Consider the following 1,308-nt stretch of genomic DNA (forward strand, 5'->3'; position numbering starts at 1 on the left):
ACTAGACGAAATCTATGAGTAAAACAAGCGCTTATGGCTAGATTTTATCCAATCTGATCTCATACGGGGTGCCTCTTTTGACGACAGCCACGATCTGGTGGAGCAGCTTGTTCCTCACCGCGTTGAGCACGCTCATCTTGCTTTTCCCTTCCGAGACTTTCCTGTCAAAATACGCTTTCATCTCCCCGTTGTAGCGGACGCTGTTCATCGCCGCCATGTGCAGGATGTGTTTGAGCTGCATATTTGCAAATCTAGACACGCCTGTTTTGCCCATCACGCTGGTGCCGCTTCTGTACTCGAAAGGAGCCACTCCGCAATAGCAGGCCAGCTTCCTCGCGTCATCCATTTTCGTGAAGCCTTGGGTGTAGACCAGCAGGGAAATGGCCAACACCTTGCCCACCCCTTTTACGCTCGTGAGCAGGTCATACTTACTCTTCAGGTCCCCGTCTTTGGCAATGAACTCCTGCATCTTCTCCTCCACCTGCTCCATGCTCTTCTCCAGCCCCTGGATAGCTTTCCTATTCACCTGCTCAAGCGTCTTGCCAGAGACTGGGTCCACAGCCAGCAGTTCCTTGACTGTGACCTTGATGCCTTGCAGGGCCTTGAGCAGTCTGCCCCTGTTTGCCTGCAAGTCCTTCAGCCTCTCCAGTGTCACGCCCGACAGGCTCAGGCACCTTGCCTCCCGCTGGTGGAGGAAGGCATAGCGAGCTATCCTCTGCGCGTCTACCTTGTCATCCTTGCCCCGTACCATGCCGATGGAGCGTTTTATCTGAAGGGCACTCTCCATCCACACCCGTACCTCCCTTGCCAGCAGGTAATGGACCAACTGGCGGGTGTAGAGGCCCGTGTGCTCCATACAGGCAAGTGTTTCGGGCCCTGCCTCACAGCCATGCTGCTTAAGCCAGGCCTTCATGCGCCTGAAGCCTGAGGGGTTGTTGTTGGCCTTGTGGTCAAACTGCCTGCCGCCGTTGCAATCCAGCAGGCACACGTCCAGGCTGTCCTTGCTTACATCGATGCCCAGGATGAAAGCGGGGGCTTGCGGTTGCATAGTCTTTTCCATATCTTTTCAAAAGCTTGTGCAGACGGCGGATCGAAACCTTTATCATGGGCCCTTGTCCCGAAAATCTATATGACCCTTGCCTGCGGGTTGGAAATAAAGCAGCCAGTCTGAATCGTCTAATAGACCTTTCCGACTCGTTAGCGGGTAGTGCACTGGCTGCCTCTTCAGGTACAGCAAGTTAATCCTATACCTGGCAAATAGGAAGTAGGACTATTGGAAAAATGAAACTGCGCTAAGCTAAAGGTTAG

General features: G+C 53.6%; 1 protein-coding gene. It reads right to left on the minus strand.

What is annotated here, in order from left to right:
- Positions 1-37 precede the first annotated feature (37 nt).
- Positions 38-1,060, minus strand: a complete 1,023-nt coding sequence (locus tag JT718_RS20395) for an IS110 family RNA-guided transposase (protein WP_205504648.1) — start codon at positions 1,058-1,060, stop codon at positions 38-40.
- Between the last annotated feature and the right edge of the window lie 248 nt (positions 1,061-1,308).

It is taken from the genome of Rufibacter psychrotolerans (assembly GCF_016924645.1).
GTDB classification, from domain to species: Bacteria; Bacteroidota; Bacteroidia; order Cytophagales; family Hymenobacteraceae; genus Nibribacter; species Nibribacter psychrotolerans.